The organism is Ameyamaea chiangmaiensis, assembly GCF_013376175.1.
GTDB lineage: Bacteria > Pseudomonadota > Alphaproteobacteria > Acetobacterales > Acetobacteraceae > Ameyamaea > Ameyamaea chiangmaiensis.
On the sequence record NZ_JABXXR010000003.1, the window covers coordinates 22,589 to 49,189 of the forward strand.

General features: G+C 62.5%; 38 protein-coding genes and 1 pseudogene. 36 read left to right on the forward strand and 3 right to left on the reverse strand.

All coding sequences use genetic code 11. The features are described 5' to 3' along the window. The first annotated feature begins 2 nt into the window (after positions 1 to 2). The 35 genes from rpoC (at position 3) to HUK82_RS01030 (ending at position 22,763) form a co-directional block, all read left to right on the forward strand. Positions 3 to 4,187, forward strand: a complete 4,185-nt coding sequence (gene rpoC, locus HUK82_RS00860) for a DNA-directed RNA polymerase subunit beta' (protein WP_176612141.1) — start codon at positions 3 to 5, stop codon at positions 4,185 to 4,187. A gap of 426 nt (positions 4,188 to 4,613) precedes the next feature. Then, a complete protein-coding gene (gene rpsL / locus HUK82_RS00865; RefSeq protein WP_176612142.1) occupies positions 4,614 to 4,985 on the forward strand; it encodes a 30S ribosomal protein S12 in 372 nt (123 codons plus the stop codon). 13 nt (positions 4,986 to 4,998) lie between these two features. After that, a complete protein-coding gene (gene rpsG, locus HUK82_RS00870; protein ID WP_176612143.1) occupies positions 4,999 to 5,475 on the forward strand; it encodes a 30S ribosomal protein S7 in 477 nt (158 codons plus the stop codon). Positions 5,476 to 5,568: 93 nt separating this feature from the next. Further along, positions 5,569 to 6,759 (forward strand): elongation factor Tu, encoded by a 1,191-nt coding sequence (tuf, locus tag HUK82_RS00875; protein ID WP_176612144.1) that lies wholly within the window; start codon positions 5,569 to 5,571, stop codon positions 6,757 to 6,759. 125 nt (positions 6,760 to 6,884) lie between these two features. Then, the gene (rpsJ, locus tag HUK82_RS00880) at positions 6,885 to 7,193 is read left to right on the forward strand and encodes a 30S ribosomal protein S10 (RefSeq protein ID WP_007282720.1); all 309 of its coding nucleotides are present in this window, start codon (positions 6,885 to 6,887) and stop codon (positions 7,191 to 7,193) included. 10 nt (positions 7,194 to 7,203) lie between these two features. Continuing rightward, positions 7,204 to 7,887 (forward strand): 50S ribosomal protein L3, encoded by a 684-nt coding sequence (rplC, locus tag HUK82_RS00885; protein WP_176612145.1) that lies wholly within the window; start codon positions 7,204 to 7,206, stop codon positions 7,885 to 7,887. A gap of 10 nt (positions 7,888 to 7,897) precedes the next feature. Next, positions 7,898 to 8,512: a 50S ribosomal protein L4 gene (gene rplD / locus HUK82_RS00890; protein ID WP_176612146.1), complete on the forward strand. Its 615-nt coding sequence runs from the start codon at positions 7,898 to 7,900 to the stop codon at positions 8,510 to 8,512. Between the two features lie 35 nt (positions 8,513 to 8,547). Next, positions 8,548 to 8,844: a 50S ribosomal protein L23 gene (locus HUK82_RS00895; RefSeq protein WP_176612186.1), complete on the forward strand. Its 297-nt coding sequence runs from the start codon at positions 8,548 to 8,550 to the stop codon at positions 8,842 to 8,844. 16 nt (positions 8,845 to 8,860) lie between these two features. Next, positions 8,861 to 9,691, forward strand: coding sequence for a 50S ribosomal protein L2 (rplB, locus tag HUK82_RS00900; RefSeq protein WP_176612147.1), 831 nt, complete (start codon positions 8,861 to 8,863; stop codon positions 9,689 to 9,691). Positions 9,692 to 9,702: 11 nt separating this feature from the next. Beyond that, the gene (rpsS, locus tag HUK82_RS00905) at positions 9,703 to 9,981 is read left to right on the forward strand and encodes a 30S ribosomal protein S19 (RefSeq protein ID WP_176612148.1); all 279 of its coding nucleotides are present in this window, start codon (positions 9,703 to 9,705) and stop codon (positions 9,979 to 9,981) included. A gap of 2 nt (positions 9,982 to 9,983) precedes the next feature. Then, the gene (rplV, locus tag HUK82_RS00910; RefSeq protein WP_176612149.1) at positions 9,984 to 10,394 is read left to right on the forward strand and encodes a 50S ribosomal protein L22; all 411 of its coding nucleotides are present in this window, start codon (positions 9,984 to 9,986) and stop codon (positions 10,392 to 10,394) included. Between the two features lie 3 nt (positions 10,395 to 10,397). After that, on the forward strand, positions 10,398 to 11,075 hold the full coding sequence (gene rpsC, locus HUK82_RS00915; RefSeq protein ID WP_176612150.1) for a 30S ribosomal protein S3: 678 nt from the start codon (positions 10,398 to 10,400) through the stop codon (positions 11,073 to 11,075). Between the two features lie 57 nt (positions 11,076 to 11,132). Continuing rightward, positions 11,133 to 11,549 (forward strand): 50S ribosomal protein L16, encoded by a 417-nt coding sequence (rplP, locus tag HUK82_RS00920; protein ID WP_176612151.1) that lies wholly within the window; start codon positions 11,133 to 11,135, stop codon positions 11,547 to 11,549. Position 11,550: 1 nt separating this feature from the next. After that, entirely contained in the window at positions 11,551 to 11,790 is a 240-nt protein-coding gene (rpmC, locus tag HUK82_RS00925) for a 50S ribosomal protein L29 (protein WP_176612152.1), read from the forward strand. A 13-nt stretch (positions 11,791 to 11,803) separates the two neighbouring features. Next, on the forward strand, positions 11,804 to 12,076 hold the full coding sequence (rpsQ, locus tag HUK82_RS00930; protein WP_176612153.1) for a 30S ribosomal protein S17: 273 nt from the start codon (positions 11,804 to 11,806) through the stop codon (positions 12,074 to 12,076). A 15-nt stretch (positions 12,077 to 12,091) separates the two neighbouring features. Next, positions 12,092 to 12,460: a 50S ribosomal protein L14 gene (rplN, locus tag HUK82_RS00935; RefSeq protein ID WP_048847724.1), complete on the forward strand. Its 369-nt coding sequence runs from the start codon at positions 12,092 to 12,094 to the stop codon at positions 12,458 to 12,460. Then, positions 12,460 to 12,780, forward strand: coding sequence for a 50S ribosomal protein L24 (gene rplX / locus HUK82_RS00940; protein ID WP_176612154.1), 321 nt, complete (start codon positions 12,460 to 12,462; stop codon positions 12,778 to 12,780). Before rplN ends, rplX begins: the two co-directional genes overlap by 1 nt. Positions 12,781 to 12,790: 10 nt before the next feature. Beyond that, positions 12,791 to 13,360, forward strand: coding sequence for a 50S ribosomal protein L5 (rplE, locus tag HUK82_RS00945; RefSeq protein WP_176612155.1), 570 nt, complete (start codon positions 12,791 to 12,793; stop codon positions 13,358 to 13,360). Between the two features lie 105 nt (positions 13,361 to 13,465). Further along, positions 13,466 to 13,771, forward strand: coding sequence for a 30S ribosomal protein S14 (gene rpsN / locus HUK82_RS00950; RefSeq protein ID WP_176612156.1), 306 nt, complete (start codon positions 13,466 to 13,468; stop codon positions 13,769 to 13,771). Between the two features lie 12 nt (positions 13,772 to 13,783). Continuing rightward, entirely contained in the window at positions 13,784 to 14,182 is a 399-nt protein-coding gene (rpsH, locus tag HUK82_RS00955) for a 30S ribosomal protein S8 (protein WP_176612157.1), read from the forward strand. A gap of 10 nt (positions 14,183 to 14,192) precedes the next feature. Continuing rightward, positions 14,193 to 14,726 (forward strand): 50S ribosomal protein L6, encoded by a 534-nt coding sequence (gene rplF / locus HUK82_RS00960; protein ID WP_176612158.1) that lies wholly within the window; start codon positions 14,193 to 14,195, stop codon positions 14,724 to 14,726. Next, positions 14,726 to 15,088 carry a 50S ribosomal protein L18 gene (rplR, locus tag HUK82_RS00965; RefSeq protein ID WP_176612159.1) on the forward strand — a complete coding sequence of 121 codons (363 nt, stop codon included), beginning with the start codon at positions 14,726 to 14,728 and terminating at the stop codon, positions 15,086 to 15,088. Before rplF ends, rplR begins: the two co-directional genes overlap by 1 nt. 17 nt (positions 15,089 to 15,105) lie before the next feature. Further along, the gene (rpsE, locus tag HUK82_RS00970; RefSeq protein WP_176612160.1) at positions 15,106 to 15,675 is read left to right on the forward strand and encodes a 30S ribosomal protein S5; all 570 of its coding nucleotides are present in this window, start codon (positions 15,106 to 15,108) and stop codon (positions 15,673 to 15,675) included. Then, on the forward strand, positions 15,668 to 15,856 hold the full coding sequence (gene rpmD, locus HUK82_RS00975) for a 50S ribosomal protein L30 (RefSeq protein ID WP_176612161.1): 189 nt from the start codon (positions 15,668 to 15,670) through the stop codon (positions 15,854 to 15,856). The genes rpsE and rpmD overlap by 8 nt, the downstream gene beginning before the upstream one ends. Before the next feature lies 1 nt (position 15,857). After that, positions 15,858 to 16,340, forward strand: coding sequence for a 50S ribosomal protein L15 (rplO, locus tag HUK82_RS00980; protein WP_176612162.1), 483 nt, complete (start codon positions 15,858 to 15,860; stop codon positions 16,338 to 16,340). Between the two features lie 123 nt (positions 16,341 to 16,463). Continuing rightward, on the forward strand, positions 16,464 to 17,810 hold the full coding sequence (gene secY, locus HUK82_RS00985; protein WP_176612163.1) for a preprotein translocase subunit SecY: 1,347 nt from the start codon (positions 16,464 to 16,466) through the stop codon (positions 17,808 to 17,810). Then, positions 17,807 to 18,475, forward strand: a complete 669-nt coding sequence (locus HUK82_RS00990) for an adenylate kinase (protein WP_176612164.1) — start codon at positions 17,807 to 17,809, stop codon at positions 18,473 to 18,475. Before secY ends, HUK82_RS00990 begins: the two co-directional genes overlap by 4 nt. Before the next feature lie 168 nt (positions 18,476 to 18,643). After that, positions 18,644 to 19,021 carry a 30S ribosomal protein S13 gene (gene rpsM / locus HUK82_RS00995; RefSeq protein WP_176612187.1) on the forward strand — a complete coding sequence of 126 codons (378 nt, stop codon included), beginning with the start codon at positions 18,644 to 18,646 and terminating at the stop codon, positions 19,019 to 19,021. A 117-nt stretch (positions 19,022 to 19,138) separates the two neighbouring features. Then, positions 19,139 to 19,531 carry a 30S ribosomal protein S11 gene (gene rpsK / locus HUK82_RS01000; protein WP_003621069.1) on the forward strand — a complete coding sequence of 131 codons (393 nt, stop codon included), beginning with the start codon at positions 19,139 to 19,141 and terminating at the stop codon, positions 19,529 to 19,531. A gap of 88 nt (positions 19,532 to 19,619) precedes the next feature. Continuing rightward, positions 19,620 to 20,639, forward strand: coding sequence for a DNA-directed RNA polymerase subunit alpha (locus HUK82_RS01005; RefSeq protein ID WP_176612165.1), 1,020 nt, complete (start codon positions 19,620 to 19,622; stop codon positions 20,637 to 20,639). 33 nt (positions 20,640 to 20,672) lie between these two features. Continuing rightward, the gene (gene rplQ, locus HUK82_RS01010) at positions 20,673 to 21,098 is read left to right on the forward strand and encodes a 50S ribosomal protein L17 (protein WP_176612166.1); all 426 of its coding nucleotides are present in this window, start codon (positions 20,673 to 20,675) and stop codon (positions 21,096 to 21,098) included. Positions 21,099 to 21,260: 162 nt separating this feature from the next. Continuing rightward, positions 21,261 to 21,491: a hypothetical protein gene (locus HUK82_RS01015; protein WP_176612167.1), complete on the forward strand. Its 231-nt coding sequence runs from the start codon at positions 21,261 to 21,263 to the stop codon at positions 21,489 to 21,491. Between the two features lie 133 nt (positions 21,492 to 21,624). Continuing rightward, positions 21,625 to 21,798 carry a DUF1328 domain-containing protein gene (locus HUK82_RS01020; RefSeq protein WP_176612168.1) on the forward strand — a complete coding sequence of 58 codons (174 nt, stop codon included), beginning with the start codon at positions 21,625 to 21,627 and terminating at the stop codon, positions 21,796 to 21,798. Positions 21,799 to 21,945: 147 nt separating this feature from the next. Next, positions 21,946 to 22,098: a DUF3309 family protein gene (locus tag HUK82_RS01025; protein WP_176612169.1), complete on the forward strand. Its 153-nt coding sequence runs from the start codon at positions 21,946 to 21,948 to the stop codon at positions 22,096 to 22,098. A 224-nt stretch (positions 22,099 to 22,322) separates the two neighbouring features. Beyond that, complete coding sequence (locus HUK82_RS01030) at positions 22,323 to 22,763, forward strand: Fur family transcriptional regulator (RefSeq protein ID WP_176612170.1); 441 nt, start codon at positions 22,323 to 22,325, stop codon at positions 22,761 to 22,763. Between the two features lie 80 nt (positions 22,764 to 22,843). Here HUK82_RS01030 and HUK82_RS01035 read toward each other — a convergent pair whose 3' ends face one another. Next, the gene (locus HUK82_RS01035) at positions 22,844 to 23,383 is read right to left on the reverse strand and encodes a Dps family protein (RefSeq protein ID WP_176612171.1); all 540 of its coding nucleotides are present in this window, start codon (positions 23,381 to 23,383) and stop codon (positions 22,844 to 22,846) included. Positions 23,384 to 23,572: 189 nt separating this feature from the next. Between HUK82_RS01035 and HUK82_RS01040 the strand changes: the two genes are divergently transcribed. Next, a complete protein-coding gene (locus tag HUK82_RS01040; protein WP_176612188.1) occupies positions 23,573 to 24,136 on the forward strand; it encodes a DsbA family protein in 564 nt (187 codons plus the stop codon). 56 nt (positions 24,137 to 24,192) lie between these two features. Here HUK82_RS01040 and tal read toward each other — a convergent pair. Next, a pseudogene (gene tal, locus HUK82_RS01045) lies at positions 24,193 to 25,329 on the reverse strand (transaldolase); the annotation flags it as partial. Between the two features lie 136 nt (positions 25,330 to 25,465). Further along, entirely contained in the window at positions 25,466 to 26,257 is a 792-nt protein-coding gene (locus HUK82_RS01050; protein WP_306308927.1) for an NADPH-dependent F420 reductase, read from the reverse strand. Between the last annotated feature and the right edge of the window lie 344 nt (positions 26,258 to 26,601).

Sequence of the window (26,601 nt, forward strand, 5' to 3'; positions counted from 1 at the left end):
GCATGAATGAACTCATGAAAATTCTCGGCCAGACCGGCCAGAGCCAGAGCTTCGACCAGATCAAGATCCAGCTTGCGTCGAGCGAGCAGATCCGGTCGTGGTCGTTCGGCGAGATCAAGAAGCCCGAGACGATCAATTATCGCACGTTCAAGCCGGAGCGTGACGGCCTGTTCTGCGCGCGCATCTTTGGTCCGATCAAGGACTATGAGTGCCTGTGCGGCAAGTACAAGCGGATGAAGTTCCGCGGCATCGTGTGCGAGAAGTGCGGCGTGGAAGTCACGCTGGCCAAGGTGCGCCGCGAGCGCATGGGCCATATCGAACTCGCGAGCCCCGTGGCGCACATCTGGTTTCTGAAGTCGCTGCCCTCGCGCATCGGCCTGATGGTGGACCTGACGCTCAAGGATCTCGAAAAGATCCTGTATTTCGAGAACTACGTGGTTCTCGAGCCGGGCACGTCGCCGCTGAAGCAGTACAGCCTGCTGAACGAAGACCAGTATGTCGACGTCATGGACGAGTACGGCGACGAGGGCATCGAGGTCGGGATCGGCGCCGAGGCCATCAAGAAGGTGCTCGCCCGCATCGACTGTGATGCCGAGAAGGTCCATCTGCGTCAGGAACTGAAGGAGACGACCTCCGAGGCCAAGCGCAAGAAGCTGGTCAAGCGTCTGAAGCTGGTCGAGGCCTTCGCCGAGAGCGGCTCCAAGCCGGAATGGATGATTCTGGATCTTGTGCCGGTCATCCCGCCCGAACTGCGCCCGCTGGTGCCGCTGGACGGTGGTCGCTTCGCGACGTCGGACCTGAATGACCTGTATCGCCGCGTCATCAACCGTAACAACCGTCTGAAGCGTCTGATCGAGCTGCGCGCGCCCGATATCATCGTGCGCAACGAAAAGCGCATGCTGCAGGAGGCGGTTGACGCCCTGTTCGACAACGGCCGCCGCGGCCGGGCCATCACGGGCGCCAACAAGCGTCCGCTGAAGTCGCTGTCCGACATGCTCAAGGGCAAGCAGGGCCGCTTCCGTCAGAACCTGCTCGGCAAGCGTGTCGACTATTCGGGTCGTTCGGTGATCGTCGTCGGTCCCGAGCTGAAGCTGCACCAGTGCGGTCTGCCGAAGAAGATGGCGCTCGAGCTGTTCAAGCCGTTCATCTATTCCAAGCTCGAACTCTATGGGCACGCCACGACCATCAAGGCCGCGAAGCGGATGGTGGAAAAGGAGCGTCCGGAAGTCTGGGATATCCTGGAAGAGGTTATCCGCGAACATCCGGTGATGCTCAACCGCGCGCCGACGTTGCATCGCCTGGGCATCCAGGCGTTCGAGCCGATCCTGATCGAAGGTAAGGCGATCCAGCTGCATCCGCTGGTGTGCACCGCGTTCAACGCGGACTTCGACGGCGATCAGATGGCCGTTCATGTGCCGCTGAGCCTGGAGGCCCAGCTTGAAGCGCGTGTGCTGATGATGTCGACCAACAACATCCTCAGCCCCGCGAACGGCAAGCCGATCATCGTGCCGTCGCAGGACATCGTGCTCGGGCTGTACTATCTCAGCCTCGAGGTGCCCGAGTTCGGCGTGACGCCGGACAAGAACGAGTACGATGCCGACGGCAAGCTGACGGTTCAGGGCGCGTCGTCCTTTGCCTCGATCGGCGAGATCGACTATGCGCTGACGACGGGCGCGATCAAGCTGCACGACAAGATCCGCGCGCGTTTCGACACGGTCGACGCGGATGGCAAGTCCGTGTTGCAGTCGTTCATCACGACGCCGGGCCGCATGCTGATCGCGCAGATCCTGCCGCGTCATCATGCAATTCCGTTCACGCTGATCAACAAGCAGCTGACCAAGAAGAACGTCTCGGACGTGATCGACGCGGTCTATCGTCACTGCGGCCAGAAAGAGTGCGTCATTTTCTGTGACCGCCTGATGGGCCTCGGGTTCCGTCATGCAGCTAAGGCCGGCATCTCCTTCGGTAAGGATGACATGATCATCCCTGATGCGAAGAAGGAATTGGTCGAGCGGACAGCGGCGGAGATCAAGGAGTTCGAGCAGCAGTATCAGGACGGCCTGATTACCGCCGGCGAGCGTTACAACAAGGTCGTCGACGCATGGTCGCGGTGCACCGATGAGGTGCAGGCCGCGATGATGAAGGAGATCTCCCGTCAGGAGATTGGCAAGCCGACGAACTCGGTCTGGATGATGAGCCATTCCGGCGCGCGTGGGTCGCCGGCGCAGATGAAGCAGCTTGCGGGTATGCGCGGCCTGATGGCTAAACCGTCGGGCGAGATCATCGAGCAGCCGATCATCGCGAACTTCAAGGAAGGTCTGTCGGTTCTCGATTACTTCACGTCGACCCACGGTGCCCGTAAGGGACTGGCGGACACGGCTTTGAAGACCGCGAACTCGGGCTACCTGACGCGCCGTCTGGTCGACGTGGCTCAGGACTGCATCATCGTCGAGGAAGACTGCGGCACCGAACGCGGCCTGACCGTGCGTGCCGTCATGGATGGCGGCGAAGTCGTGTCGTCGCTGTCGGAGCGTATCCTGGGCCGCACGCTGGCCGCCGACGTCGTCGAGCCGGCGACCGGTGCGGTTCTGTATCCGCGCAACACCCTAGTCGAAGAGGCCGAGGCCGAGGCGATCGAGAAGGCCGGGGTCGAGAGCGTGCTGATCCGCTCGGTCCTGACCTGCGACTCGCGCGTCGGCGTATGCGGCCACTGCTATGGCCGCGACCTTGCGCGCGGCACGCCGGTGAACATCGGTGAGGCCGTCGGCGTGATCGCGGCGCAGTCGATCGGCGAACCCGGCACGCAGTTGACCATGCGTACCTTCCACATCGGCGGTGCGGCGACCCGCGGCGCGGAACAGTCGATGGTTGAGGCCTCGCGCGACGGCAAGGTCACGATCCGTAACCGCAACGTGGTGCAGAACAGCCAGAACGTCCCGGTCGTGATGTCGCGTAACTGCGAAATCCTGCTGACGGACGAGAAGGGCACCGAACGTGCCCGTTACCGTGTGCCGTACGGTGCCCGTCTTCTGGTCGACGATGGGGTCGAGGTCGCACGCGCGCAGAAGATGGCCGAGTGGGATCCCTACACCCTCCCGATCATCACCGAGCAGGCTGGCACGGTCGAGTATCTCGACCTGATCGACTCGATCACTCTGGTCGAGCGGATGGACGAGGTGACCGGCCTGACGTCGAAGGTGGTCGTGGACTACAAGCAGGCGTCCAAGGGGGTCGATCTGCGTCCGCGTCTGCAGCTCAAGGACGCGAGGGGCGAGGTGGTCAAGCTCGCCAACGGTAACGATGCACGCTATTTCCTGTCGCCCGATTCGCTGCTGTCGGTGGAGAATGGCGCGACCGTGCATGCCGGTGACGTGTTGGCCCGTATCCCGCGCGAGGGCTCCAAGACGCGTGACATCACGGGTGGTCTGCCGCGCGTGGCAGAACTGTTCGAGGCACGCCGTCCGAAGGATCACGCGATCATCGCGGAGACCGAAGGTCGCGTGGAGTTCGGCAAGGACTACAAGGCCAAGCGCCGTATCATCGTGAAGAACGACGAGACCGGCGAAGAGACGGACTACCTGATCCCGAAGGGCAAGCACGTCTCGGTGCAGGAAGGCGATTTCGTCCAGAAGGGCGATCCGCTGGTCGACGGTCCGCGCGTGCCGCATGACATCCTGAAGGTCATGGGGGTGGAGGCTCTGTCCGACTACCTCGTGAACGAAATTCAGGACGTCTATCGACTGCAGGGCGTGAAGATCAACGACAAGCACATCGAGGTCATCGTCCGGCAGATGCTGCAGAAGGTCGAGATCCTCGAGCCGGGAGATACCACCTATCTGATCGGCGAGACGGCGGACCGGATCGAGTTCGAGGCCGAGAATACGAAGCGTCTCAACGCGGGTGAGCGCCCGGCGGTGGCAATGCCGGTCCTTCAGGGCATCACCAAGGCGTCCCTGCAGACGCAGTCGTTCATCTCGGCCGCGTCGTTCCAGGAGACGACGCGCGTTCTGACCGAGGCCGCAACTGCGGGCAAGGTCGACACGCTGAACGGCCTGAAGGAGAACGTCATCGTCGGGCGTCTGATCCCGGCCGGCACCGGCAGCGTGATGAATAAGCTGCGGGCCGTGGCGGCAAGCCAGGATCGTCAGCGTCTGAAGGCCACCGGCACGCCGCGCGCCGCCGAGTAAAAGGGCGTTCGGCGCTCTGGGCGTCGAATCGTGAAAAAGACCAGTGCGACGCGAGTCGCACTGGTCTTTTTTTGTGGTAAATCCGGGCATTCACCGCTAAAAGGCGCCATCGGTTCCGTCCGGCCATGCGCGCGGAGGCCTGATCGCTGTCGTCGACATGATAAGTTTCGCGACTCCGCTCTCGCCCTTGACTCCCGCGTCTGGTCTTCGTAGGTTCCGCGCCCTCGGCTAGCCCCATCCATCTGGGTGCTGTTGGCCGTCGCATACAGCATTGGGCGCATGCGGTTCTCCGAACATCGTTCGGGCCAGGCCGGATGTGGATATACGCTCGGTGGCGGTTTTTCCGCTGCGCGGGTGCACTGTGAACGACAGTCGGCAGCCGGTTTGGGTTGGCCGGCCGAATTTTGTAAGGATCGGGAAAGGCGAATGCCGACCATCAATCAGCTGATCGCCAACGGACGCGAGCCGGCGGCCAAGCGCAACAAGGTGCCGGCCCTTCAGGGCTGTCCGCAGAAGCGCGGCGTCTGCACGCGCGTCTACACGACGACTCCGAAGAAGCCGAACTCGGCGCTCCGTAAGGTGGCGAAGGTTCGTCTGACCAACGGCTACGAAGTCGTGAGCTACATCCCCGGCGAGGGGCACAATCTGCAGGAGCACTCCGTGGTTCTGATCCGTGGCGGTCGCGTCAAGGATCTTCCGGGCGTGCGCTACCACATTCTGCGCGGCGTGCTCGATACCCAGGGTATTGCCAAGCGTCGTCAGCGCCGTTCGCTCTACGGCGCGAAGCGTCCGAAGTAAGGGATACCGAGTTATGAGTCGTCGTCATCGCGCCGTGAAGCGCGAGATTCTTCCCGATCCCAAATTTGGGGACGTCGTGATCACGCGTTTCATGAACGCGCTGATGTATGATGGCAAGAAGTCCACTGCCGAAGGCATCGTCTACGGTGCGCTCGACGTTCTGCGTCGTCGTGGTGGTGCTTCCGCTGATCCGGTCGCTATGTTCCATGCGGCGCTGGACAATGTGAAGCCGGCCGTCGAGGTGCGTTCGCGTCGCGTCGGCGGTGCAACGTATCAGGTCCCGGTCGAGGTTCGCACCGAGCGTCGTCAGGCGCTGGCGATCCGCTGGTTGATCGATGCGTCGCGCAAGCGTGGCGAAAACACGATGCAGGACCGTCTGTCCAACGAACTGATGGACGCGGTCAATAATCGTGGTTCCGCCGTCAAGAAGCGCGAAGACACGCACCGTATGGCCGAAGCCAACAAGGCTTTCAGCCACTACCGCTGGTAATGGTGTCGTGTCGGCCGGTTTCGGTCGGCGCGAGCCAAGATTGAGAATTCACAACCGCATCCTGGTCGCTGACCAAGGTAACGGAGAGAGACGATGGCAAAGGCTAAATTCGAGCGGACGAAGCCGCACTGCAATATCGGCACGATTGGTCACGTCGACCACGGCAAGACCTCGCTGACCGCCGCGATCACCAAGACGCTGGCCAAGACCGGCGGCGCGACCTTCAAGGCGTATGACCAGATCGATGCGGCGCCGGAAGAGCGCGCTCGTGGCATCACGATCTCGACCGCGCACGTCGAGTACGAGACGGCGAAGCGCCACTACGCGCACGTCGACTGCCCGGGTCACGCTGACTACGTGAAGAACATGATCACCGGTGCGGCGCAGATGGACGGCGCGATCCTGGTCGTGTCGGCCGCTGACGGCCCGATGCCCCAGACCCGTGAGCACATTCTGCTGGCCCGTCAGGTTGGCGTTCCGGCCCTGGTCGTGTTCCTGAACAAGGTCGATCAGGTTGACGATCCGGAGCTGCTCGAGCTGGTCGAGATGGAAGTCCGCGAGCTTCTGTCGTCCTACCAGTTCCCCGGCGACGATATCCCCATCGTCAAGGGCTCGGCTCTTGTGACGCTCGAAGAGGGCGATCCTGAAGTCGGCGAGAACCGCGTTCTTGAGCTGATGGCGGCGGTTGACGACTACATCCCGCAGCCGGAGCGTCCGGTTGACCGTCCGTTCCTGATGCCGATCGAAGACGTGTTCTCGATCTCGGGTCGTGGCACCGTGGTGACCGGCCGTGTCGAGCGTGGCGTCGTCAATGTCGGTGACGAAGTGGAAATCGTGGGCCTGCGCGCGACCGTCAAGACGACCGTGACCGGCGTTGAGATGTTCCGCAAGCTGCTTGATCGTGGAGAGGCCGGCGACAACATCGGTGCGCTGGTGCGCGGCACGAAGCGTGAAGACGTCGAGCGTGGTCAGGTTCTGGCCAAGCCGGGCTCCATCACGCCGCACAAGAAGTTCAAGGCGGAAGCCTACATCCTGACGAAGGAAGAGGGTGGCCGTCACACGCCGTTCTTCACCAACTATCGTCCGCAGTTCTACTTCCGCACGACCGACGTCACGGGCGTCGTCCATCTGCCGGAAGGCACGGAAATGGTGATGCCGGGCGACAACATTTCGATGGATGTCGAGCTGATCGCCCCGATCGCCATGGATGAAGGCCTGCGCTTCGCGATCCGCGAAGGCGGCCGCACGGTTGGCGCCGGCGTGGTGGCTTCCATCACCGAGTAAAACGGGTCACACGGCCCGGAACTGGCGGCCCCGGCCGGAGCAATCCGGCCGGGGTCTGCTTTAGCGGTCGGGACAGTACCCCCAGTTATCGCTGGCAGACCCAGCACAGTTGGACTGAACAGAAGATGGACAACCAGAACATCCGCATTCGCCTGAAGGCATATGATCACCGCGTGCTGGATAACAGCACGAAGGAGATCGTGAACACGGCGAAGCGTACGGGTGCGCGGGTTCGGGGTCCTATCCCGCTGCCGACGCATATCGAACGGTTCACGGTGAACCGCTCACCCCACGTGGACAAGAAAAGCCGCGAGCAGTTCGAGATTCGGACTCATCGCCGCCTGCTCGACATCGTCGAGCCAACGCCGCAAACCGTGGACGCCCTCATGAAGCTCGACCTCGCCGCTGGCGTGGATGTCGAGATCAAACTCTAAGGTCCAGACGATGCGCACCGGATTGATCGCAAAGAAGCTGGGTATGACCCGGCTTTTCAAGGAAGACGGCACACATGTGCCGGTCACTGTCCTGCATCTCGATAATGTGCAGGTGGTCGATGCCCGTACTCAGGAGCGCGACGGCTACACCGCCGTGCAGCTGGGTATCAGCAACGCCAAGGTGAAGAATGTCTCCAAGCCGAACCGCGGCCATTTTGCCCGCGTGAAGGTGGAGCCCAAAAAGAACCTGGTTGAGTTCCGCGTCGCCGACGACGCCCTGCTTGAGCCCGGCGCAACCGTGACGGCGGCCCATTTCGTGGTCGGCCAGAAGGTTGACGTGACCGGCACCAGCAAGGGTAAGGGCTTCGCGGGCGCGATGAAGCGCTGGAACTTCGCCGGTCTCGAAGCCTCGCACGGTGTCTCGGTTTCGCACCGTTCGCATGGTTCGACCGGTAACCGCCAGGATCCGGGCAAGACCTTCAAGAACAAGAAGATGGCAGGCCATCTCGGTTCTGAGCGTGTGACCACGCTGAACCTCGAGATCGCGGCTGTCGACGTTGACAAGAACCTGATCATGGTGCGCGGCTCGATCCCGGGCGGCAAGAATGGTCTCGTTCTGGTTCGGGATGCGATCAAGAAGGCCCGTCATGCCGAGGCGCCGTATCCGGCGGCTCTGGCAGCGGCTGCGGGCTGAGGTGCGGGTTATGGATTACGATATCAAGACCCTCGACAATGGCAGCGCAGGCACGGCCACGCTGCCGGACGAGATTTTCGGAGCAACTCCGCGTGCCGACATCATGGCGCGCGTCGTTCACTGGCAGCTCGCCAAGCGCCGTGCCGGCACCCACAAGGTGAAGGGCATGGGGGAGGTCTCCGGGACGACCAAGAAGCCCTACAAGCAGAAGGGCACGGGCTCGGCCCGTCAGGGTTCGCTGCGCGCGCCGCAGTTCCGGACCGGTGGCGCCGTGCATGGCCCGGTCGTGCGTGACCATGGCTATGACCTTCCGAAGAAGGTTCGTCGCCTCGGTCTGATCTCGGCCCTGTCGCAGAAGGCGGCGGATGGCAAGCTTATCGTGCTCGACGCTGCGTCAGGTGCGACGAAGACTGCCGATCTCGCGGCGAAGCTGAAGGTGCTGGGCTGGACATCGGCGCTGATCGTCGACGCGACGGTGGACGAGCAGTTCAGCCGTGCGGCACGCAACCTGCCGAAGATCGACGTTCTGCCGACGGTGGGCGCGAATGTGTATGACATCCTCAACCACGAGGTGCTGGTGATCACCCGCGCCGGGGTCGAGGGCCTGAAGGAGCGCCTGGCATGACCAACGTGCTTGCAATCCGTCGCAAGGCGGAGCGGCTGTCGCGTGAGGCGATGTATGACATCGTTCGCGCGCCGCTGATCACGGAGAAGGCGACGGCCCTCTCCGAAAAGAACCAGGTGGTCTTCAAGGTTGCGATCGACGCGACCAAGCCGGAGATCAAGGTCGCGGTTGAGACCCTGTTCGGTGTGAAGGTCCTGGGCGTGAATACGCTTGTCCAGAAGGGCAAGACGAAGCGCTTCAAGGGCCGTCCCGGCCAGCGTTCCGACATCAAGAAGGCGTTTGTTCAGCTTGCCGAAGGTCAGTCGATCGACCTGACCGCGAAGCTGGGCTGACGCGGGATAGGACACCATGGCACTCAAGCACTTTAATCCCGTTACGCCGAGCCTGCGCGGAACGGTTCTGATCGATCGGTCGGAACTGTGGAAGGGCAAGCCTGTCAAGCAGCTGACCGAGGGCAAGAACAAGTCCGGCGGCCGTAACAATCACGGTCGCACGACGTCGCGCTTTCGTGGCGGTGGTCACAAGCAGTCGTATCGTTACGTCGACTTCAAGCGTCGCAAGTTCGACGTGGTCGGCACTGTCGAACGGCTGGAATACGATCCGAACCGCACGGCCTTCATCGCGCTGATCAAGTATGAGGACGGCGAGCTGTCCTACATCCTGGCACCCCAGCGTCTGAAGGCGGGCGACCAGGTTGTCGCCGGCCAGCGCGTCGACATCAAGCCGGGCAACGCTATGCCGTTGTCGGCCATTCCCGTCGGCACGATCTTGCACAACATCGAGCTCAAGCAGGGCGCCGGTGGCAAAATTGCGCGTTCGGCTGGCACCTACTGCCAGCTGGTGGGCAAGGACTCCGGCTACGCACAGATCAAGCTGCAGTCGGGCGAGTTGCGCGTTGTGCGCGGTGAGTGCATGGCGACCGTGGGCGCCGTGTCCAACCCGGACAACATGAACCAGCATATGGGCAAGGCCGGCCGTTCGCGCTGGCTGGGCCGTCGTCCGCACAACCGAGGCGTCGTCATGAACCCGGTCGACCATCCGCACGGTGGCGGTGAAGGCCGTACGTCGGGCGGCCGTCATCCGGTCACGCCATGGGGTAAGCCGACGAAGGGTTACAAGACCCGCGTCAACAAGAAGACGGACAGCTTGATCATCCGTCGCCGCAAGACCGGCAAGTAAGGGGCACAGAGATGGCACGTTCCGTCTGGAAGGGACCGTTCGTTGACGGGTTCCTTTTCAAAAAGGCCGAAGCCTCCCGCGCTTCCGGTCGCAACGAGGTGATCAAGATCTGGTCGCGTCGTTCCACGATCCTGCCGCAGTTCGTCGGTCTGACGTTCGGCGTCTATAACGGTCACAAATTCCTGCCGGTGCAGGTCACCGAGAACATGGTCGGACACAAGTTCGGCGAGTTCTCACCGACCCGCACCTTCACCGGCCATGCGTCGGACAAGAAGTCGAAGCGGGGCTGATCATGAGCAAGCCGAAGCATCCGCGCACGCTCGCGGAAACCGAAGCGCAGGCCGTGACGCGCAATATCCGCGTCAGCCCGCGCAAGCTGAACCTGGTTGCCGGTCTGATTCGCAACAAGCCTGCCTCGCAGGCCGTCGCGACGCTGACCTTCTCCAAGCGTCGCATCGCCCAGCAAGTCAAGAAGACCCTGGAGAGCGCGATCGCGAACGCGGAGAACAACCATCAGCTCGACGTCGACCAGCTCGTGGTCAAGACGGCCGAGGTTGGCAAGTCCATCGTCATGCGCCGTTTCCATGCGCGTGGCCGTGGCCGGTCGGCGCGCGTCGAGAAGTTCTTCAGTCATCTGAAGATCGTCGTCGCCGAGCGCGCGCCCGAAGCCGAAGCACCCTCGACCGAGCAGAAGGCGGCCTGATCCATGGGACACAAAGTCAATCCTGTCGGGCTTCGTCTCGGCGTCAATCGCACCTGGGACAGCCGCTGGTATGCCGGTGCGGACTATGCCCGTCTGCTGCATGATGACCTGAAGCTGCGTTCGCACCTGCGTCGCAAGCTTTCTGGTGCTGGTGTGTCGCGCGTGGTCATCGAGCGCCCGGCCAAGAAGCCGCGCGTGACGATCTACGCTGCACGCCCTGGCGTTGTCATCGGCAAGAAGGGTCAGGATATCGACGCGCTCCGCAAGGAGCTGACGCGCATGGCCAAGGCCGACGTCGCGCTGAACATCGTCGAGATCCGCAAGCCCGAGATCGATGCGACCCTGGTCGCCGAGAACATCGCGCAGCAGCTCGAGCGTCGAGTCGCCTTCCGTCGCGCCATGAAGCGTGCGGTTCAGTCGGCAATGCGTCTGGGTGCGCAGGGGATCCGGATCAACTGCAGTGGCCGTCTGGGTGGTGCCGAGATCGCCCGTGTCGAGTGGTATCGCGAAGGCCGCGTGCCTTTGCACACGCTGCGCGCCGACATCGATTACGGTGTCGCGACGGCGAAGACCACCTACGGCACGTGTGGCGTGAAGGTTTGGATCTTCAAGGGCGAAATTCTTGCCCATGACCCGTTGGCGCAGGATCGTCGCGCTGCCGAGCAGGCTCCGCAGCGCTAAGCTGCAGGACTGGTCACTGGACGCTAGGGCGCCGCGCGGCGCAGAGGATACAGGACAATGCTTTCTCCGAAGCGGACGAAATTCCGCAAGGCCCACAAGGGCCGCATTCATGGGCTGGCGAAGGGCGGCACGACACTGAACTTCGGTGCGTTCGGCCTGAAGGCCCTTGAGCCAGAGCGCATCACCGCGCGACAGATCGAGGCGTCGCGCCGGGCCATCACCCGCGCGATGAAGCGTGCCGGTCGCGTGTGGATTCGTATCTTTCCCGACCTTCCGGTCTCGACAAAGCCTGCAGAAGTGCGTATGGGCTCCGGCAAGGGATCTCCGGAATATTGGGTGGCACGGGTCAAGCCCGGCCGCATCCTGTTCGAGATCGAAGGCGTGCCGCCGGAAGTCGCCAAGGAAGCCTTGACCTTGGGTGCCGCGAAGCTGCCGATCAAGACGAAATTCGTTACCCGTGTCGGGGAGGCGTAAGATGGCTGAGGCATACAAGCCGGCTGATCTGCGTGCCAAGACCGCGGACGAATTGCAGGCGCTGCTGCTGGAGCTGAAGCGTGAGCAGTTCAATCTGCGGTTCCAGAGCGCGACTGGTCAGACCGAAGGACAGAGCCGGGTTCGCGTGGTGCGCCGCGCCATCGCCCGGGTCAAGACTCTCGCGGCGCAGGCCGTGGCAAAGAATACCGCGGGCGCCACTGCGCCTGCGGCTAAATCGTAAGGAGTTCGGGACGATGCCAAAGCGCGTCCTTACCGGGCGCGTGACGTCGGACAAGATGGACAAGACGGTGACCGTCCTTGTCGATCGCCGCGTCATGCATCCGCTTTATAAGAAGTTCATCCGCCGCTCGAAGAAGTATGCGGCTCATGATGAACTGAACGAGTGCAAGATCGGGGATATGGTGCGCATCGAAGAATGCACGCCGATTTCAAAGCGCAAGACCTGGACCGTCGTCGCACGCAATGGCTCGACCATTGGCGCTGACGCAGTCGGCGTCGAAGCGTAAGAGGGGCATTAGAGAATGATCCATCCCGAGACCAACCTCGACGTCGCCGATAACTCGGGTGCGCGTCAGGTGCAGTGCATCAAGGTGCTGGGCGGTTCCAAGCGGAAGACTGCCTCGGTCGGCGACGTGATCGTCGTGTCCGTCAAGGAAGCGATCCCCCGTGGCAAGGTAAAGAAGGGTGATGTCCATCAGGCCGTCATCGTTCGTACGTCCTACCCGGTTCGCCGCCCCGATGGTTCGGCCATCCGTTTCGACAAGAACGCAGCCGTGCTGATCAATAAGCAGCAGGAGCCGATTGGCACGCGTATCTTTGGCCCGGTCGTCCGTGAACTGCGCGCGCGCAAGTTCATGAAGATCATCTCGCTGGCGCCGGAGGTGCTGTGATGGCTGCGCGAATCAAGAAAGGCGACCAGGTCGTCGTCGTGACGGGTTCCTCCAAGGGAACGCAGGGAGAGGTGCTGGCCGTCCTGCCGAAGGATGACCGCGCTGTGGTGCGTGGTGTTGCCGTGGCCAAGCGTCACACGAAGCCCGGCCGCATGGGTCAGGAAGGTGGGATCATCGAGCGTGAGGCATCGGTGCACCTGTCGAACCTGAAGCTCGTTGACCCCAAGAGTGGCAAGCCGACGCGCGTTGGTTTCCGTGTGCTCGAGGACGGTCGTAAGGTCCGCGTCGCCAAGGCGACCGGCGAAGTCATCGAAGGCTGAGGAGGCGGGGATGTCTGACTCAACGGTTGGCCGGCCGACGCCCCGGCTGCACAAGCTGTACCAGGACGAGCTGCGCGCGAAATTGCGCGAGCAGTTTGCCTACACCAACGAGATGCAGGTTCCGCGCCTCGAGAAGATCGTGATCAACATGGGCGTGGGCGAAGCTGCCGGCGACCAGAAGAAGCTCGACACCGCGGTGGCGGAGCTGACGTTGATTGCAGGTCAGAAGCCTGTCAAGACGGTCGCGAAGAAGGCGATCGCCGGCTTCAAGATTCGCGAAGGTCTGCCGATCGGCTGCAAGGTGACGCTGCGTCGCGCGCAGATGTACGAATTCCTGGATCGCCTGGTCACGATCGCGATGCCGCGCATTCGCGATTTCCGTGGACTCCCGGCGAACAAGGGCTTCGACGGACGTGGCAATTTCGCGCTGGGTCTCAAGGAACAGATCGTGTTCCCGGAAATCGAGTACGATAAGGTCGACGACGTTCGCGGAATGGACATCATTTTCGTGACGTCCGCCAAGACCGATGCCGAGGCAAAGGCTCTTCTCAAGGCTTTTGACATGCCATTTGCCGCCTGAAGCGGCAAATTAGGGCTTTCGCCCGGTGGTCGAAAGACTTTATAGACACGTTGTTTGGAAAACCGTTGGGACTGGCCCGACAGGTTCCGGAGGATAGATACAGGCATGGCCAAGATCTCTGCCGTCAACCGCAACGATCGCCGTGAGCGCATGGCGAAGCGGGACGAGGCAAAGCGGACCGCACTCAAGAACATCGTCATGGATCGCACCCTTCCTGTGGAAGAGCGGTTCGATGCGTCCTTGAAGCTGGCGGAGCTTCCGCGTAATGGCTCACGCGTTCGCGTGCGTCTTCGCTGCAAACTGACGGGTCGTCCCCGCGCCAACTACCGGAAGTTCCAGCTGTGCCGCGTGGCGCTGCGTGATCTGGCCTCGAACGGTCAGATTCCCGGTATGGTCAAATCGAGCTGGTAAGGCGGGTTTAAGATGTCTCTTTCAGATCCGCTGGGTGATATGCTCACCCGGATCCGCAACGCACAGCGCGCGCGTCATGCCGCCTGTGTTGCGCCCGCCTCGAAGCTGCGCGCGAATGTCCTCGAGGCTCTGCGCCGCGAGGGTTATATCCGCGGTTTCTCGCTTGAGGAAATCCGTAAGGGTGTCGCTCAGCTTCGCATTGAACTGAAGTACACGGACGGCGAGCCGGTCATCAAGGAAATCCACCGCGTGTCCAAGCCGGGCCGTCGCGTGTATTCCAAGATCAAGGAATTGCCGCGGGTGTATGCCGGTCTCGGCGTGTCCATCCTGTCGACGCCGCGTGGCGTCCTCTCCGACGCCGAGGCGCGCGCTGCCAATGTTGGCGGCGAAGTCCTCTGCCGCGTCTTCTGAGGAGGGCGATATGTCACGAGTTGGTAAATATCCGGTCGAACTGCCTGCCGGTGTGCAGGTGACGATCGTCGACGGAATCCTCAAGGCGACGGGTAAGCTCGGCGAGCTGCAGTTGCCTCTGTCGGACAAGGTCACGACGGAAATTCAGGACGGAAAGGTCTCGGTCACGCCGATTGGCGAGGACGCGCAGGCCCGGATGATGTGGGGCACGACCCGCGCTCTGGTCGCCAATCTGGTGAAGGGGGTTTCCGAAGGATATTCGAAGACGCTCGAAATCACCGGAACGGGTTACCGTGCCGCGGTGCAGGGTTCCAACCTGGTGCTGAATCTCGGTTATTCGCACGATGTCGTGTATCCGATCCCGCAGGGGATCAAGATCACGACGCCCCGCCCGACGGCGGTGGTGGTCGAAGGAATCGACAAGCAGCGCGTGGGGCAGGTTGCCCTCGACATCCGCAGCTTCCGCAAGCCTGAGCCCTACAAGGGCAAGGGTGTCCGCTACGAGACGGAAGTCCTCCGTCGCAAGGAAGGCAAGAAGAAGTAATGAGCACGCAGCAGGATCTGCGGGAGCGCCGCCGCACGCGTCTGCGCTTCCAGCTTCGCCGCAAGAGCGGCGGGCGTCCGCGCCTGTCGGTGTTCCGGTCAGGCAAGAACATTTACGCTCAGGTGATCGACGACGCCGCAGGCGTGACGCTTGCGTCCGCCTCGACGCTCGACAAGTCGCTTCGCGAAGGTGGCAAGACGGGGGCGGACATCGCCGCAGCGTCGGCGGTCGGTAAGCTCGTTGCTGAGCGCGCGGTCGCGGCGGGTGTGTCGTTGGTTGTCTTCGACCGCGGCTCGTATCTGTATCATGGGCGCGTCAAGGCCCTGGCGGAGGCTGCCCGCGAGGGCGGTCTCTCGTTCTGAGCGGAAGGATCACGCACATGGCACGTGAACCGAGAGAAGGCGGCCGAGGCGGCCGCGAGCAACGTGAGCGCGAGGACGATGGCCTCGTCGACAAGCTGGTAACGATCAATCGCGTTGCGAAAGTGGTCAAGGGCGGCCGTCGTTTTGCCTTTGCGGCCCTCGTTGTCGTCGGCGACCAGAAGGGCCGTGTCGGCTTTGGCGCCGGTAAGGCGCGTGAGGTGCCCGAGGCGATCCGCAAGGCAACAGAGCACGCGAAGCGTCACATGATCCGCGTCCCGATGAAGGAGGGTCGTACCCTTCATCACGACGTCGCTGGTCACTTTGGCGCGGGCAAGGTCATCCTGCGCGCGGCTGACGCCGGCACCGGAATCATCGCGGGCGGCCCGATGCGCGCCGTCTTCGAGAGCCTTGGCGTTAACGACGTTGTGGCGAAGTCACTCGGCACGCGGAACCCGCACAACATGGTCAAGGCGACGTTTGCCGCTCTGGAGCGTTGTGCGAGCCCGCGTCTGGTTGCCAATCGTCGTGGCAAGAAGGTGTCCGATATCCTTGGTAAGCGCGAAGCGGCGGAGGTGGCAGATGTCTGAGACAAAAGCGACCGTTCGTATCCGTCAGATCGCATCGGGTAACGGACGTAAGCCGGGCCAGCAGGCAACCCTGGTTGGTCTTGGCCTTAATGGCATCGGGCGCGTGCGCGAGCTGGAGGATACACCCTCCGTGCGCGGCATGATCCGCAAGGTGGCCCACCTGGTGAAGGTGGAGGACTGAGATGAATTTGAACGAACTGCGCGATAACGAGGGCTCTCGGTATCGTAAGAAGCGGCTCGGCCGAGGCATCGGATCCGGTAAGGGCAAGACCTCCGGTAAGGGTGTGAAGGGTCAGAAGGCGCGTGAAGGCGTCTCGCTGAACGGGTTCGAAGGTGGTCAGCTGCCGCTGTATCGCCGTCTTCCCAAGCGCGGCTTCAAGAATATCTTCCGCAAGGTCTATGCACCGGTCAATCTCGGTGCGCTCGACAAGGCGATCGCGGACGGCAAGATCGACGGCTCTGCGGTTGTGACCGAAGAGGTTCTGGCCAAGGCTGGTCTGGTTGGCACGGGCCGTTATGCTGGTGTCCGCCTTCTGGCGTCGGGTGAGATCAGCCGCTCGGTCACTGTCGAAGTGTCCGGCGCGTCTGCTGCGGCCGTTGCTGCGGTGGAGAAGGCGGGTGGATCGGTGAAGGTCCCGGCGACCGAGGCCCCGGCCGCTGCCTGATGTCGGTGGGGCAAGCGGATGCGAATTCGCTTGCCTTTCCGGCGATGCCGGTCATCCTGAATTGACAGAGACCATGACAGCGTCCCGCTTCGCGGCGACGCTGTTTTTGTGAAAGGACTGCGGATGGCATCCGCCGCGGATCAGATCGCTGCCAGCATCAACATCAAGGCATTTTCCAAGGCGACAGAACTCAAGAAGCGGATCTGGTTTACTCTGGCCGCCTTGATCGTCTATCGCCTGGGAACCTACATCCCGGTCCCCGGGGTGGATGCGACCGTGATGGGGCAACTTCTTGCCCAGCATCAGGGCGGCATTCTTGGCATGTTCGACATGTTCACCGGGGGCGCCTTGGGGCGCATGACGGTGTTCGCACTCAACATCATGCCCTATATCAGCGCGTCCATCATCGTTCAGCTGATGTCGACGGCGCTTCCCTCGCTGGAGTCGCTGAAGAAGGAAGGCGAGCAGGGGCGCAAGCGGCTGAATCAGTACACCCGTTATCTGACGGTGGTCATTGCGCTGTTTCAGGCCTACGGGATTGCCGTTGGGCTTGAGAGCATGCACAGCCAGGCAGGCTCTGCGGTCATCAATCCCGGTGTGTTCTTCATCGTGTCCTGCGTCATCACTCTGGTTGGCGGGACGATGTTCCTGATGTGGCTGGGTGAGCAGATCACATCCCGTGGCGTCGGCAACGGTATCTCGCTGATCATCTTCGCGGGTATCGTCGCGAACCTGCCGCATGCTCTGGCCAGTCTGTTCCAGCTTGGCTACACGGGCGCGCTGTCGCCGATCTTCGTGATCATCTTTCTCATGCTGGCGGCGGCGACGATCGCGTTCATCGTGTTCATGGAACAGGCGCAGCGCCGCGTGGTGATCCAGTATCCCAAGCGTCAGGTGGGCCGACACATGTTTGGCGGCGAGTCGAGCCACATGCCGCTCAAGGTCAACACTGCGGGCGTGATTCCGCCCATCTTCGCATCGTCAGTGCTGCTGATCCCCGTCACGGTGGCGGGCTTCATGAACGGCAAGAACATGCCGGGTTGGCTCTCGTTCCTGGGGCAGGAACTGGGGCAGGGGCAGCCGCTGTACATGCTGTTCTATGCGCTGATGATCCTGTTTTTCTCCTTTTTCTATGCGGCGGTGACGTTCAATCCGGAAGAGACGGCCGATAATCTGCGAAAGCAGGGCGGCTTCGTGCCGGGGATCAGACCCGGCGCCAACACGGCGACCTATTTCGACCGTATCCTGACGCGACTGACCGTTATCGGAGCATTGTATCTCGTAGCGGTCTGCTTGCTGCCGCAGGTGCTGATCAGCCATTACAACGTTCCGTTCTATTTTGGTGGGACCAGCCTGATCATCATCGTGTCCGTCACCATCGATACGGTCACCCAGATTCAGTCCCACCTCGTGGCACACCAGTATCAGGGTCTGATCCAGCGCTCCCGGCGGCGGGGACGCGGGCGATGAATCTCATTTTGCTGGGCCCCCCTGGTGCGGGCAAGGGAACGCAGGCCAAGCGTCTGGAAGAGAAGTACGGGATCGTTCAGATTTCGACCGGGGACATGCTCCGGGCGGAGGTGAAGGCGTCGACACCGATCGGCCTCGAGGCGAAGGCTTTGATGGAAGCCGGGCAGCTCGTTCCCGATTCGATCATTATCGCGATGCTCGAGTCTCGTGTGTCGCAGCCGGATTGCGCGCGGGGCTTCATTCTCGACGGATTCCCGCGAACCGAAGCACAGGCAGCCGCACTGGACGCTATGCTGGCGTCTCGGGGCGTGAAAATCGACGGCGTGTTGTCGCTGGAGGTTGACCATTCGGCACTGGCCGACCGCATCGCGGGACGGTTCACGTGCGCCGCGTGCGGTGCCGGATACAATGACGTGTCCAAACCCACGAAAGTGGCCGGAGTCTGCGACGTATGCGGCGGGCATGAGTTCATCCGCCGTGCCGACGACAACCGTGAAACCGTCAAGGCGCGACTTGAGGCCTACCACCGGCAGACGGCACCCATCCTGCCGCACTACCGTGCGCAGGGGCGACTTTTCAGTGTCGACGGCATGCAGGACATCGCGTCTGTAAGCCAGGCGGTGGATATCGTCATGCAGCGGATCGAGGAGATCACGAAAAAGTGATCTGATTTCGTTGACTCTGGATGGGTCTCGGTTTATGCCGCGCCCTCTGGATATGGACATTTTTCCCTGACGGCGGCGAGCGGCTGCTGCGGGAAGGCCCGGACCCGGACACGGGCGGGACAATTTTTCATGCCGGGAACAACACCTGGCAGGCTAGGAGTGAATGGCGTGGCGCGTATTGCCGGCGTGAATATCCCGTCCAACAAGCGGGTGACGATTGGGCTGCGTTATATCTACGGAATCGGTGAGACGAAGGCGCAGGAAATCTGCAAGCGCCTTGAGATCGCCGATGCCCGTCGTGTTAACGAGCTGAGCGATGACGAAATTGCCAAGATCCGCGAGCTGATCGATGGCGAATATCGTGTCGAGGGTGATCTTCGTCGTGAGGTCGCGATGAACATCAAGCGTCTGATGGATCTGGGCTGCTATCGCGGCCTCCGCCATCGTCGCGGTCTTCCGGTGCGCGGTCAGCGGACGCATACCAACGCCCGTACCCGCAAGGGTAAGGCTGTGGCGATCGCCGGCAAGAAGAAGGCCACGCGCTGATAGCGATGCGGTAGGGGCTGCCCGGGTGACCGGGTGAGCCTCTCCCGGCGTTTGAGTGACGATATTGAAGGGTTATCCGGCCTTTACCGGCGCCCGAACTGACAGGACGAAGAAACCATGGCGAAGGCCGCCGCTCCGCGTATTCGTAAGAAAGAGCGCAAGAACATTATCTCGGGCGTGGCCCATGTGCTTTCCACGTTCAACAACACCATGATCACGATCTCGGACGCGCAGGGTAATGCGATCGCCTGGTCGTCGGCTGGCGCGCAGGGCTTCAAAGGCTCGCGCAAGTCCACGCCGTATGCCGCCCAGGTCGCTGCCGAGGACGCGGGACGCAAGGCCCGTGAACATGGCATGGAGACCCTCGAGATCGAAGTGTCCGGCCCGGGTTCGGGGCGCGAGAGCGCTCTTCGCGCGCTGCAGGCCGTCGGCTTCTCGATCACGGCGATCCGTGACATGACGCCGGTGCCCCACAACGGCTGCCGTCCGCGCAAGCGTCGCCGCGTCTGAGTCTACGCCCCGCGAAAGCGGGGGCTGGAACGCTTCGCCCTCCTTGCCCCGCGACTGCCGGGGTCACGCATTTTGAAAGGCCATCACCTTGGTCCTCCAGAAAAACTGGCAGTCCCTGATCAAGCCGGAAAAGCTGGAAGTCGAGCCGGGCTCCGAGCCGTCTCGCACCGCGACGGTTGTCGCCGAGCCGCTTGAGCGCGGCTTTGGCATGACGCTCGGCAATGCGATCCGGCGTGTCCTGTTGTCGTCGCTGCAGGGTGCTGCGGTTACGGCGATCCAGATCGACGGCGTCCTGCACGAGTTCTCGTCGGTGCCCGGCGTCCGCGAGGATGTCACCGACATCGTGCTGAACATCAAGCAACTTGCCCTGCGTATGCACGGCGAGGGGCCGAAGCGGATGATGCTGACGGCGACCGGGCCTGGTGAGGTTCGCGCCAAGCAGATCCAGACCGGTCACGACATCGAAGTGATGAACCCCGAGCTGGTGATCTGCACGCTGGACGAAGGCGTGAAGCTCGGCATGGAGTTGACGGTCAATGTCGGCAAGGGGTACGTGCCCGCTGCCGCCAACCGTCCCGAAGACGCGCCGATCGGCCTTATCCCGATCGATGCGATCTACTCGCCCGTGCGTCGCGTGTCGTACAAGGTGGAGCCGACCCGTGTTGGTCAGGTCACCGACTACGACAAGCTGCTTCTGACGGTTGAGACGAACGGCGCGGTGACGGCTGAGGACTCGGTGGCTCTCGCTGCGCGCATCCTTCAGGATCAGCTGCAGCTGTTCATCAATTTCGACGAGCCCCGTCCGGTCCGCACCGAAGAGCCGCAGGACGATCTTCCGTTCAATCGCAACCTTCTTCGCAAGGTGGATGAGCTGGAGTTGTCGGTCCGCAGTGCGAACTGCCTGAAGAACGATAACATCGTCTACATTGGCGATCTCGTTCAGAAGACGGAGCAGGAAATGCTGCGGACGCCTAACTTTGGCCGCAAGTCGCTCAACGAGATCAAGGAGGTTCTGACCTCCATGGGTCTGTCGCTGGGCATGAATGTGCCGGCATGGCCGCCGGAGAATATCGAGGATCTGGCCAAGCGGCTCGACGAGCCGTTCTGAGCCTCTGGACCGGAAGAACAGGAAGAACTTATCATGCGTCATGGTGTTGCCGGCCGGAAACTCGGCGTAACGTCTACCCACCGCGCCGCCATGTTCCGCAACATGGCCGTCGCCCTCATCAAGCACGAGCAGATCACGACGACGCTGCCCAAGGCGAAGGAGCTTCGCCCGGTGGTCGAGAAGCTGATCACGCTCGGTAAGCGTGGCGATCTGCACGCCCGTCGCCAGGCCTATGCCCAGCTTCGCGATAACACGATTGTTGCCAAGCTGTTCTCGGCGGTTGCCGAGCGTTATGCGACGCGCCAGGGCGGCTATACCCGGGTGCTGAAGGCCGGCATGCGTTATGGTGATGCCGCCGACATGGCCGTGATCGAGCTCGTTGATCGCGACGTTCTGGCCAAGGGTCAGGACAGCGGCCCGAAGCCGGAAATCAACAACGACGATGCTCTCGCGGCCTGATCTCCGTGATCGCCGTTGGTGCGTGGAGAAAAGCCGGCCCTCAGGGGCCGGTTTTTTTTATGCACAACGGTCGGGAACGGAGACGGACCCGGGACACGCTCAGGCGTTCCCTGCAGCACTCGGGTTCGCTAGACTCGGGTTGTTTTGTGACAGGAGGAACTGATGAGCGACGATACGACTGTGGAGCCATTCTCTCTCGAAAGTGGCGTGCGCCCCCTCGCGACCGAGGCTGCGTCCGGCTGCAGCGTTGCCGGTATGACGCGTTGCGTGTGCAAGAGTGGATGCGGTTCGCTGGGTGTGCTGCGGGACTGGACCGTTGACCGACCCTTGCTGGCTCTTGGGGTCTCGGCATTTGTGGGTCTGGTGCTGGGGCGGATGATCCGGCGTCGATAATGCGCGCACGCGAAGCGGCGAACAACATCGTTACTGCGCCGTTTCAGGCGTGAACTGACACGCATTTCGCGCGTATAGCCCACATCTGAGCCCGTATCACACGGATGCGGGTATAAGTTGGGGAATTCCACACATGTTGAAGCTTGCGCTTCTTTTCCTGGTGATTTCGCTGGTCGCGGGCCTCTTGGGCTTCACGGGCATTTCGTCCGCCGCTGCGGGTGTGGCCCGTATCCTGTTCTTTATCGCCATACTGATTTTCGTCGTGTTTCTGGTCATGGCGCTTCTTGGTGTCAGTCTATTTACATAAGCATGTCGACAAACAGGAAAGGCGGCCTCCGGGCCGCCTTTTTTGTTTTAATATCGTGATGGGTGCCGCGAACTTCTGTCGTCGTCATCCCTTATACGAAAGATCAGTCTTACGGGCTGGCGCCAAGAAAGCGAAGGGACCCCGTTCATGAGTACAATTCTGCTTATTATTCTGATCCTGCTGCTTCTGGGCGCGCTGCCGACGTGGCCCTACAGTGCTGGTTGGGGCTATTACCCTTCGGGCGGCCTTGGCCTGGTACTGCTGATCGTGATCATTCTTCTGGTGATGGGCCGGTTGTAACGGATAAGGGCCTGGCGTCACGCCGGGCCCGACCCCTTCGGTCCGGCGGATGGCGATTGCGCCCGCCGCACGGGTCGTCTAGACGAGGTCAGAGCGGACATGGTGGTGTAACGCGGCGGCATCCAAAGCGTGCTGATCGACTGTGATCGTCCACCGCTTCGCGGACGCTGTGTTTTCTGATTCAGTTGGACCCTGATGCTCTTTCGTCGCTACACTGCCTCCTGATGAGTGATACGCCCTCCCTGGACTCCCCGATCGCTGAACTATGCCGCGAAAAGGGAATGAAACTGACCGGACAACGGCGAACAATCGCCCATGTGTTGTCGGAATCAGACGATCATCCCGATGTTGAGGAGCTTTATCGGCGCGCCATGGCCGTCGATCCACGTATTTCCATAGCGACTGTCTATCGGACCGTGCGACTTTTTGAGGAGCACGGCATCCTTCACAGGCGGGACTTCGGCGGCGGTCGGGCGCGTTACGAGCGGACGGACGACCATCAGCATTACCATCTGATCGATATCGAAAGCGGTCGCGTGACGGAATTCGAGGACGCGGCGCTTGAGAAGCTGCTGGAGACGATTGCCGCGCGAATGGGCTATGACCTTGTCAGCCGCCGTCTCGAGCTGTTCGGCCGGGCGCGGTCTCGCAAGTCCAAAGCCTGACGCCTGGTTCAATCAGGAACGCCCTGAGACGAGAATATTAGCCTGAAGGTGCGCAGGGCGCCTCCAGGCTTTTTTTGACATCAGCTGTTGGCGCCCGGGGCCGGTCGGGTGGATTCGAACAGAAACCACGTCCGACGCTCGGTCTCGTCGATCCAGTTCTCAATAAGGCTGGCCGTCGCGACGTCGTTGCCCTCGTCGCATACGGCATGGACCGCGCGCAGGCTGCGGGTCAGGGACAGATTGTCTTCGCGGAGCTCAGCCAGCATGTCTTCCGGGGTGACATACTCGGCATCATTGTCCGGGATGCGCTTGAGGCGTGCGATTTCGCCGACGGAGTGCAGTGTCGTTCCGCCGATCTTGCGTGCGCGTTCGGCCAGAGGATCGGTCATGGCGAAGATCTGATCACTCTGTGCGTCGAGCAGTTCGTGATACTCCGTGAAGTGGCGACCACTCATGTGCCAGTGAAAATTCTTCGTCTTGATGTAAAGCGCGAAGACATCGGCCAGCAGTTCCTTAAGGCCAGCGCTTACGTCGCGCACGGCATCGGCACCGAGGTCGGTGGGGGTGCCGAGGTGCGACTTGATCTGCGCAGATTTCGCGGCAGTGGACTTTTCGGCCATTGTAATCCTCCTTGTGTGAGCAGCCTTGTGGCCACGCCAGACATATGTAGGGCGGCTCAGAGCTGATACCATGACCCTAATCAAACATGCCGGCATTGCACATGGCGCCTCGGCGGCGCGATGTCGGCACTGTTCAACGCCTGTCCGTCCGGCGCGTTGCGCAACGGCGGGATCGAGAGGACCCCGACCATGGTTACGACCGCATGGCATGCCGCAGAACTGACGTGGGGACACGGGCCCAGGCGTCTGGACGTCTTTCTGGAACCAACCTGCCCGTTTTCGGTCAAGACCTTCAACAAGCTATGGGTTCTACTTGAGCACGTCGGTCCGGATCGGCTTTCCATCACCATCAGACTGCAGTCTCAGCCGTGGCACCTGTTTTCCGGGCTCATCGTGCGGTGCATTCTGGCGGCATCGACCCTGCCCGAGGGCAGGGAACAGGCCCGTCGCGTGATGGCCGCCGTTGCGGCGAGGCGGGAGGCGTTCGAATTCGAACATCACTGCGACGGCCCCAATCGGGACGCGACGCCGAATGACATCATTGCTCGACTGGAGCATCTGAGCGGTGTGCCTCTCCGCGCCGCGTTCTCGACCCCTGACCTGGATCGGGCCATCAAATGGCAGTGCCGCTATGCGCGTCAGAATGGCATCCACACCACGCCGACCTTCATGATCGACGGCCTTGTCACTCCGGGGATGAGCAGCGGCGACTCGATCGAGGCGTGGGCGGACACACTGGCGTCGCAGGCCTGACGTCGCCAGGCGGTGTGCCCCGGATTACCGGGGCACCCGTATCAGGACACCGCTTCGAGGACTTCAGCCTTTTTCGCGCCGACCGAGTCCAGAAGCGCCTTGAAAGCGACCTCGAACGACGCACAACCCTCGGTCACCAGCGTCTGCGTGACCCCGGCCAGATCGAGACCCAGGCGCTCGGCCTCGGCCAGAACGGCGCGGGCGGCGTCGACGTCTTTGGTCAGCGTCTCGCTGGCCGTGCCGTGGTCGCGGAACGCGTCGAAGGTCGCCGGCGGAATGGTGTTGACCGTGTCCGCGCCGATCAGTTCGTCGACATACAGCACGTCGCTGTAGGCCTTGTCCTTGGTGCCCGTCGACGCCCACAGCAGGCGCTGAGGCTGCGCGCCGGCGTCGGCCAGCTTTTTCCAGCGCGGGCTGGCGACCACGTCGAGGTAATGCTGATAGGCCACCTTCGCGTTGGCGATCGCAACCTTGCCGCGCAGCGCCTTCAGGGCATCGGCATCCTTGTCACCGGCCGCGACACGCTTGTCGATCGCGCCGTCGATCTTGCCGTCAATGCGGCTGACGAAGAACGATGCGACCGAGGCGATGCGCGCGATGTCATGGCCTGCCTCAAGGCGGCTTTCCAGACCTGTCAGGTAGGCTTCCAGCACAGCCTTGTAGGCGTCGAGCGAGAACAGGAGCGTGACGTTCACGCTGATGCCTTCGGAGGTCGCGACGCGGAAAGCCTCGGTGCCCTGTTTGGTGCCAGGGATTTTGATCATCAGGTTTTCCGCGTCGACGGCGTTCCACAGGCGGCGGGCTTCCTCGATCGTGCCATCGGTGTCGAAGGCCAGAAACGGTGAGACTTCGAGGCTGACATAGCCGTCCAGCCCGCGCGTTGCGTCATAGACGGGCCTCAGTACCCGTGTCGCAGCCTTGATGTCGTCGATAGCGAGCGTTTCATACAGGTCGGACGCCGAGATGTCGGGCTGCCTGGCAAGGATGTCCTTGATCTGCGGGTCGTAATCCGTGCCGTGCCCCATGGCTTTTTCGAAGATCGCGGGGTTGGACGTAACGCCCTTCAGGCCGTCTTCCGCGACAAGCTTGCGAAGGCTGCCGTCTTCCGTGAACGATCGTTGGATGAAATCCAGCCACGGCGACTGGCCGAACTGTTCGAGTTGCTTGAGTGGGTTGGGTGATGACGCGGACATTATTGTTCCTCCTGATCGTGCGTCGCGTGACGCAGCGCACCGCAAGCCTAGCACAGTTCCCGCATCGGCATTGCCCGGTGCCGCTGTCCCTTAACAGATGGACAGCCGGCGTCGCCCCGCAAGGCATCCGGCGTGGCTAATCGCGGCCGCTCAATGCCGCCCGTAGCCCGGCGGCGTCGTCCTGGCGCTCGAAACCCGGGTGGCCCGGCTGAAACCGGATGGCGGTGTCCAGGCCGCCGGTGACGACCGGGTCGAACCCGGCGCGGCGGACGAGGGTTTCAACCGTGGCGACGGCATCGACGTCGTCACCGGCCAAGGGCACCGCCAGCCGGGGGGAGGGTCGAAACGCTTCGCGCCGCAGGATGCTCATGCTTAGTGCGTTGAAGCCGCGCACGACCCGCGCGCCGGGAAAATAGCGTTGTGTGGTCGGGCCAGCGCCGTCGCGCTCTGCGAGGGCGGCGACGGCACCATCGCGGCCGCCATAGGGGTTGGTCGCGTCCAGAAGGATTTTGCCGGCCATCGCGGCCGCCAGACGCGGCGCAAGGTGCGGGATGGCGCCGTACGGCACGGCCAGAAGGATGACGTCTGCGAACGCAACGGCCTGTTCGGGCGTGCCAGCCGATGCGAGCGGACCGAGCGACGCCGCGAGAGCGCGCGGCTGGCTGAGTGTCGAGGCCGAAAACATGACGTGCAGACCGGACCTTATCCAGAGTTCGCCCAGCGTGCTGCCGACTTGCCCGGCGCCGAGGCTGCCGATGGCGGGAGCGGCTACCGGGGCGGCGAGGCCATGGCGTGTCAGGCTCAGCCCCATGGTCGCGATTGACGCTGTGACAAACGATCGGCGCTGCATCAACGACACCTCCAGAGAGTTTTTCAGCACGCCGCCTCCCCCGTCATCGGGTCCAGTCGCGGCGGCGGTCTGTTCCACGGCCGTGCCCGCGGACCGGGTCCGGTGCCGTGCGCCCGATGTCGAACGACGGACCGGACGGATGAACGCCTGAGGCGGCGAAATCGCCATCCCGGTCCAGTGTGCAGCGGTGTGTTCCCGCCGGCAAGACTGCCACGTCCCGGGCCCGGACCATCATCGTCCGGCCCCCGGAGCCACCGGCGTGCGACCGGCGCCTCCCCGGTGGAGACGCCATGTTTCGTGGTCCGCCTGTGATAATGATGGGCCTCATAAACGCCGTTGTGCCGCTGGGGCAGCCAGTCATCCGCGGCGAATATGTCGTCGAACGCGGCGGTCGGACCATTGCCTGACACAGCCACCGCGTC